Consider the following 7,063-nt stretch of genomic DNA (forward strand, 5'->3'; position numbering starts at 1 on the left):
GCGCCGCAATCCCGCGCTCCTCGCTCTTCATCGTGAGCTGGAAGTCGAACAGCTGCGACAGCGATTCTTTCCCCTGCAAGCCGTCGAAGCGCAGCACTTCGGGACCCAGAGGCGTGGTGACGTTCAGCGTGCGGTTCATGGTGATCCCTTGCGCAAGTCCAGGCGATTACGCGGGCGACAGTCAGCCGTCGGCCGGGCCGGCGACGGGCCGGCGGCGTTCCAGAAACTGCCAGGTTTTCGCGCGAGCCTTTCGCGCGCCGATCACGCCGAGGAATGCGAGCGCCTCGGAGACCGAGCACCGCGCCACGCGGTGGCTTGAACCCAGGTTGTACCTTAACGTCTGCTGCGCTGAAGTAAACAGCAACTGCGTCACATTGATGCGCAGCAACATCGAATGTCGAGCAGGCGGGACAATTGCACACCGCGGTCTCGTTGCCATTGCGACATACGTACACGGGTGCATGCCGCACCAGCCGCAGGTCGGACACCGGCTCCCTCGAGGTACGCGTTCGTAGTTAACACGATCGGGCGCGTGGGTTCCCTACCTCGGCGATCCGGCCGCGCACTGAAGCGGGCTCCGCTGTCATGAAGCAGACACGGGCAGCGATGTTCCTTCAGACATTCAGAAATGTCGCAGGCGCGCGTGCATCTGTTCGCCGCCGCGGATGGGCAATCTGCTGGTCCACGGGCACGCACTGGAAATACCGGGCCGACAGAGGCGCGGGATCTGATTCAGTACAACACCGGCAGCGCGACCCGCGCCAAGGCTCCGGCATCGCCGGCGAGCGTACGCGCGAAGGCAAGCTGCCATAGCTGCGGAAAGCTCAGCGCGTCGGCGTCGAAAGTGCCCGGCTCGCGCAGCGGTCGGCCGGCAAGCAACGGAATACCGGCGGCGGCGGCAGACCGCAGCGCCGGCCATGCTGCGAGCGCGGCAGCGTCCGGCGGCAACAGCCCGGCGTCCTCGGGATGGATGCGCTCTTCCGGATCGTCGGAATCAGCGTCACCGACATCACTTTCGGTGCGCGGTTCGGGCGTGGGCACCGGCGCATTCGGATCCGGTGCAAGCCAGAGCCGTTCCGCCTCAATGTCGACACCGGTCACATGCTGAAGGCCGTAAGCTGCGAGACGCGCCAGCTCGCCGCCGAGTGCAGCGCGCAGGCAGTCGATAGCCGCAGCATCGCCGCGGAAGATCTGCAGCCACAGTGCCACTCGACAAAACCGCCGTTTCCGGCGACTCGCCGCCGAGCCGTGGCGTCCCGTGAACCCGGCGCCTGCCCCTCCGGCAGCCACTTGGGCCCGCATAGCCGCAACCGATCGGATTGGCCGGAGGCGCGCGAAGCGCTTCTTCAACGGCGGCCAACGCGCCGACTTCGTATAGGACGACGGCGAGCGCCTACGACCGGGCTATCGGCGATTAGTCGTTCACTGCTTCAAGCAGATCGCGACGGTAGCCCGGCGCGAGCAGCGCGATCGACTCGAGCCGGTTGTCGAGGGTATCGAAATTGACCCAGAGCAGATGCTCGGGCAGATACCAACGCGCGACGCCCCAGATATGGGACTCCTCCCACTGATTCGGCGAACGTCCGACTTTCTGCGGCAACACGGCCGGCGTGTCGTCGAAATGCAGACCGAACGGCAAACTGCCTCGCCATTCGCGCGAATCGCCAAGCCGATCGCGCGTCATGTCGATGCCGGCGAAACCCGGGGTGCCGTCGGCCGCCCGCTGCTTCGGATCGAAATACAGCTCGAAGCCGAATTCGCGTTTTCGATCGATCGCCTCGCCGTCGACGGCTTCGGCGAGATCATCGGGATCGAAATCGCGAAAAGCGTCACGAAATGCAGGACTCGTGATCGGGTGTCCAAACAGCGAGACGATGTCGGCCGGAGACGGATAGTGCGTCTTTTCCGGCGGCGCAGAACCGTCCGTCGGCAGGATGCCCAGGCTGATGTCGAAAATGCCGGGCTCTTCGCGCACGTTCATATCGCCGGGCTGATAGGTCACGCGCACATGATGGTCGGGCAGCCACCAGGCGTCGCGCTTGTACGCATGCAGGCGATCCGCATGCCCAAGTGCCGCCATCTTCGACCGCACCTCGTCGCGCGTGTCGCTCCAGGCCAGTCCGAACGGCATCGGTCCGTCATAGCCGAGCATGTCGCCAGGAATACCTGACGTCAGCGCGACATTGCGAAACACGAGTTCGTCGCCGCGCCCATGCAGGCGCGTCGGCATGTTTTCCCAGTAGTTGCGCTCGGTGAAACAGAGCAGCATGCCGCGCGTGCTGATTTTCAGAATGGCATCGTACGGACTGCGCGGCGGATCGGCGAGTTTCGGACGGCGCTTGACACCGAGCGCGACGAACATCGCCTCCACCGCTGGATCGGTGGACAGCCGGCCGAACAATCGCGCGACGTTCTGTATATCCACGATGACTCCGACTGCACCGGGCGACGCGCTGACGGGTCGCCGCTGCGATTACTCAAGCGGCGCCTGCACGCCAACGGCCTTGATCGCGCCAGACTTGCGATCGAAGTTGACGCTGACGCGATGATCTTCCTTCTGCCAGAGCTCGACCATCGGATTGCTCGACGTCGGTGCACCAAGAAGCTTGGCCAGATCGGCGCGCGTCATGTCGAACGTGATTCCGTAGGGCAGCGCCCCCGCATAGCGGCCACCGCCGGCAGCGCCCGACATGAAGTAGAACTGGAACAGCACCCACGGACCTTCGCCGATGTCATGGATCGGCGTTTTGCGACGCTTGCCCTCGTCGACGAAGTCGAGCTGGATACCGCGCGCCTCGTCCTCATACATCCGATGGCCGACCGTCTCCATCGGATTTTCCTGCAGGTCGGCTTCCGAAATACCGATCGCGGTCAGCAGACGGCCGCCTTCGGAGCTGGTATGCGCCTTGTCGAGCGCTGCGATAAAAAGGGCGGGGTCAATACTTGCCATGACTTCATCCTGCTCAGCGGAATTTAAAGAATGCCTTTCCACGGGTTCGTCGTGCGTTTTCCGGAGACGAAATCGTCGATTACGTTCTGCAAGAACTTGTCGTACTGCTGATTCGTGATCTTACCAATCTTTCCAGTCGCCTTTTGCAATGCGCCGAGGCATTTGTGGTGCTTGTCGCTTCGACGCATGTTCTCGCGATGCTGCCGGCTTTCTTCCCGCGCGATTCGTTGTAGATCGCCTGCCGCATTCTTGTTGTTCGGATTGCTGTTGGTCAGCCCTTCGCTGTGAATGTCTTTCGGAATGCTGATAGTGAGCGCGTGGCGGCCGACGCGTTCGGCCAGCGCCTTTCGTTCGGCTGCGGAGAGGGCGAGACCCTGCTTGTTCGCGAGCTGAAACGCGCGCTCGGACAACGCTGCCTGCGGCGGAATGTGATCGCGCTCCATGCCGGCGCTCTCCGCGTCGAACTTCTGAAGCTCGCCGTACTTGCCCATCTGGCCACAATCGAGCTTTTTCTTTCCCTTGACCTTTCCGCCGGAATTGTTCTTGCCCGCAGCCGCGGCGGCTTCGTCACTCTGCTTCGCCGCCGCTTCCGCGGCTTCGTCACTCTGCTTGGCGACGACTTCCGCAGCGTCATCGGTTTTCTTCGCGGCCTGCTCAACGACTTCGTTGCCCACCTTGCGGCCGTATTTCGCCGCGGTGGCGGCCTGACCGCCGGTCGGGATCATCGCTGCAAGATCCATCGCCGCGCTGACGTAGTCGCCTTCGAGCGCGTAGATCCCCGCGCCGATCAGATTCGCAGGTTCGCCGACGACGGGAATCATGCCCACGACATCCAGCACGCCATGCGTGACGGCGCTGCCCCAGCTCTTCCACCAACCCTTTTCCTCCTGGCCTTCGGGCGCCTTCGGTGTCGGCGCGCTCGTACTGCCGCTGAGATTCGGACTGGTTTGCGGGACGATGATGCCTTGCGTATTTGCAATCGGGCCCGGCTTGCGCTGGTTGTTCGGCTTTACGCGACCGGTCTTGGGGTTGTCCCACCAGTCGCCGGCATCAGCCTTTTCGAGCGCCTGCATGTCCGGCGTCCATTGACCCGGCTGCCCGTTCGGAAACTGCTCGGTGCCCCACTGCAGAATCTGATTCGATCCGTCGAAATAGCCTTGGGCCGTGACGAGATTCGGCGTCTGGAAGTATTGAAACGAATTCGGACCCAGTGAAGGCGTCGAATACCAGCCGGGCTGGAAGCTCATGGCAGTACACTCCGCCGCAGTACGCGCGACAACCGCAGAACGATCACGGTCGCGCTCCCCATGGCCTCTCGAAACGCATCAATAACGCGCCGCGCGAACTGACGATCGTTCGCACGAACGCCGCGGCTCCGGGTGATGTTGCGGCGGATCGGTCCTTTGGTCTGCGCGGTGACGCCGTTATCCATCCCGGGCTGACCCGTGTCTACGTGGCTTTCATTGTGCAGATAGGTCTTTTGTCGATCGGCGAGGACTGCACGGTCATGCTCATCGCGCGCGCGATCGACCGAGGCGCGAGACAGCCTGTCCTGCGCTGGGTCGGGCAAGCGTCGGGCGCAGTACACGCGCGGCGGAACTTCCTGTTTCTTGCAGTCGTAGATTCCATGGCCCTGCCGCTGCCGCCGTCGTGGCTTGAGAGTCGTTGTCGCTGACGCCGCATGCCATCGCAACGCGTTGAAGAAAACTCCATGCAGAGACCGCGTACGGCCACCGCCATGTTCGCTCGTCGAACCACTTGCCGCCCCGCCCATCGAATCGCGCCCTCGAACGGCGGGCGGCGCAGAACCGGAACTACCGTCAAGCACGCCTGACTCCGTCAGCTCTGCACATTGTCGGGATGCTCGATCCGCGACCAGTCCCGGCCGTCGAAACGGACGATGTCCGTGTAGCCGAAACTCCAGAGCATTCCGTCCCTGACGTCGAGCACGTTGCTGTCTTCGACCTCAGGTTCCAGGCCGGTCTTCACCCGGCGGACAATGCCGTCGTCGCTCAGCCTGAACACGCCTTTGTTCGATGCGAGAAAGACACTCCCGTCCAGGATCCCGATACTGCTGAAGGTCAGCACTTCGCTGCAGCTGCCGGCACGGACGAAGCCCGTCCTCGCGTTGCCGCGCATGAGGCAGCCGCCATATCCGCATACCCAGACCTCGTCGCGCGACACTGCGCGGACGCAATTCAGCGGCCGGGACGCGTCGGAATCGCATTCCGTCCACTCTGCGCCGTCGAAATGGAAAATTTCACCATTTCCACCGACCACATAGATGTCCGAAGCCGATACGCCGTCGATGTCGGCGAACTCTCTTCCTCCGATATCGAGGACCGCTGCGTCGATCACGGCTGACGGAACGACAGCGGGCTTCTGCAGCGACTGCGCGATGGATTGCCATCCCCCTCCTCGACGGCAATACACCTGCCCACCCGAACCCGCCACGTAGAGTTCTCCTGCGATCGCGCGGATCACATTCACATAGCCGTAGATCGGTGGCTCCGCACGACGCACGCCGGCTCCGTCGATCTCCTCCATGCGTTTGCCGCCGACCCATATGAATTCGACGTCGCCCTGCCGCGACAGCGCGCAGTACTGGCGACCGGCTCCCTCGACGTTCGCCGCGACGCACATCGACACGACCGCGAAGTCGGCGAGATCGTGATGAACCCACGGCTGCGCCCGATTCTGCTCGTCGAAGAAGAACAGGCGCGAGAACTCGGTTTCCTCATCGAGCGCATCCGGTTTTCCACCGACGTATATGTAGTCACGTTCTATGGCGCAACCGGCGAAAAAGGTTACCGGCTCCTTGCTGTCGCCCATGCGTATCGCTCCTGAGTTATCGACCAGGCCCGCCACTGGGCGTGGCACCCTTGCCAAGTTTCGTGATGTCGACCGGCAGTTTTCCGGAAGGGTCTGCACGGACGAGCGTGTCGATGTTCAGCCCTTTCGACTGATGGTAGGCACGCAGCTGCGCTTCCAGTGCCAGCGCATTGCAGCCGGTCACTTTCGACACGGACAGCGCGCCCGCCGCTTCGAGCACTCCCAGCGGCGCGCTGCCGATCGGCGAGCCCGCGAGCCCGGCGACACGCTCGATCGGATCGTAGATCGCATGAATCTTGCCGTGATCTTTCGATCGGCTCGCATTCTTTCCCTCGACGCAGATCACGAGACCTTCGTCTTCCGAAATGCCGCCGGGAATGCGTGCACTGCCGCGCGGCCCGACGCGAAACGCGCGGTCCGGAACCACGTGGTGACCGGTTTTCGGCGCACACGTATCAGGCTTGAAGGGCCGGAGCACGCAGCGGGGATCCCCCTTTACGTTGCCGCCGTCGTTCTTCTTCGGCGGCACTGCATCGTCCGCCTTCTTGCCTGCTGCAGCCGCATCGTCACTGCGCTTTGCGACGGCTTCGGCCACGTCGTCGGCCTTCTTCTCGACTTGCTGCAGAACTTCGCTGCCGACCTTGCGGCCGTATTTCGCCGCCGTTGCGGCCTGGCCGCCGGCAGGCCACATCGCGGCGAGATCAAGGCTCGCGCTGACGTAGTCGCCCTCGAGCGCGTAGATGCCGGCACCGATCAGATTGGCAGGTTCGCCAACCACGGGAATCATGCCGACCACATCGAGCACGCCGTGCGTGACGGCGCTCCCCCAACTCCCCCACCAGCCTTTTTCTTCCTTGCCAGCAGGTGCCTGCGGCGTCGGCGCGCTGTTTCCGCCAGGATTGGGACTCGTCTGCGGAACGATGATTCCCTGCGTATTGCCGATGGGACCGGGCTTGCGCTGGGAATTCGGTTTCACGCGACCACAATCGGGAATGCAGATATTCAGCATCCCGGACGCGTCCTGGTACCCGATGATCCTGTCACCGTCGAGCACCAGCCTGGTCGCGCCTTCGAGTCCGCTCATGGTCGCGGCCGTCCTACGGCTTCTTGAAATTCATCCACACGGTGTCGCCCGTGCGCACGAGCTGCCTGCCGTTGACGTAGACGCTGCGGCTCTTGGTGATGTTGTGGCTGATCAGCTCGTTGGTCTGCGAAATGATGCCCTTGCCCATCCCGGGCTGGTCGCCCATCACTTTGTCGACGTAGCTTTCGTTGTGCAGA

The 7,063-nt window shown here is 63.2% G+C and carries 9 protein-coding genes; all 9 read right to left on the reverse strand.

What is annotated here, in order from left to right:
* Positions 1–181: 181 nt before the first annotated feature.
* Positions 182–391, reverse strand: a complete 210-nt coding sequence (locus VLF18_RS19815) for a hypothetical protein (RefSeq protein ID WP_325281361.1) — start codon at positions 389–391, stop codon at positions 182–184.
* 341 nt (positions 392–732) lie between these two features.
* On the reverse strand, positions 733–1,209 hold the full coding sequence (locus VLF18_RS19820; RefSeq protein ID WP_325281362.1) for a hypothetical protein: 477 nt from the start codon (positions 1,207–1,209) through the stop codon (positions 733–735).
* Positions 1,210–1,414: 205 nt separating this feature from the next.
* Entirely contained in the window at positions 1,415–2,425 is a 1,011-nt protein-coding gene (locus VLF18_RS19825; protein WP_325281363.1) for a hypothetical protein, read from the reverse strand.
* Between the two features lie 48 nt (positions 2,426–2,473).
* Positions 2,474–2,950 carry a hypothetical protein gene (locus VLF18_RS19830; protein ID WP_325281364.1) on the reverse strand — a complete coding sequence of 159 codons (477 nt, stop codon included), beginning with the start codon at positions 2,948–2,950 and terminating at the stop codon, positions 2,474–2,476.
* A 23-nt stretch (positions 2,951–2,973) separates the two neighbouring features.
* The gene (locus tag VLF18_RS19835) at positions 2,974–4,197 is read right to left on the reverse strand and encodes a hypothetical protein (RefSeq protein WP_325281365.1); all 1,224 of its coding nucleotides are present in this window, start codon (positions 4,195–4,197) and stop codon (positions 2,974–2,976) included.
* Positions 4,194–4,778, reverse strand: a complete 585-nt coding sequence (locus VLF18_RS19840) for a hypothetical protein (RefSeq protein ID WP_325281366.1) — start codon at positions 4,776–4,778, stop codon at positions 4,194–4,196. The genes VLF18_RS19835 and VLF18_RS19840 overlap by 4 nt, the downstream gene beginning before the upstream one ends.
* Positions 4,779–4,789: 11 nt before the next feature.
* The gene (locus VLF18_RS19845) at positions 4,790–5,782 is read right to left on the reverse strand and encodes a hypothetical protein (protein WP_325281367.1); all 993 of its coding nucleotides are present in this window, start codon (positions 5,780–5,782) and stop codon (positions 4,790–4,792) included.
* Between the two features lie 16 nt (positions 5,783–5,798).
* Positions 5,799–6,866 (reverse strand): hypothetical protein, encoded by a 1,068-nt coding sequence (locus tag VLF18_RS19850; RefSeq protein ID WP_325281368.1) that lies wholly within the window; start codon positions 6,864–6,866, stop codon positions 5,799–5,801.
* Between the two features lie 13 nt (positions 6,867–6,879).
* Positions 6,880–7,063, reverse strand: a 184-nt coding sequence (locus VLF18_RS19855; RefSeq protein ID WP_325278202.1) for a PAAR-like domain-containing protein, incomplete at its 5' end; no start/stop codon positions are given.

The organism is Tahibacter sp., assembly GCF_035481375.1.
Lineage (GTDB): Bacteria > Pseudomonadota > Gammaproteobacteria > Xanthomonadales > Rhodanobacteraceae > Tahibacter.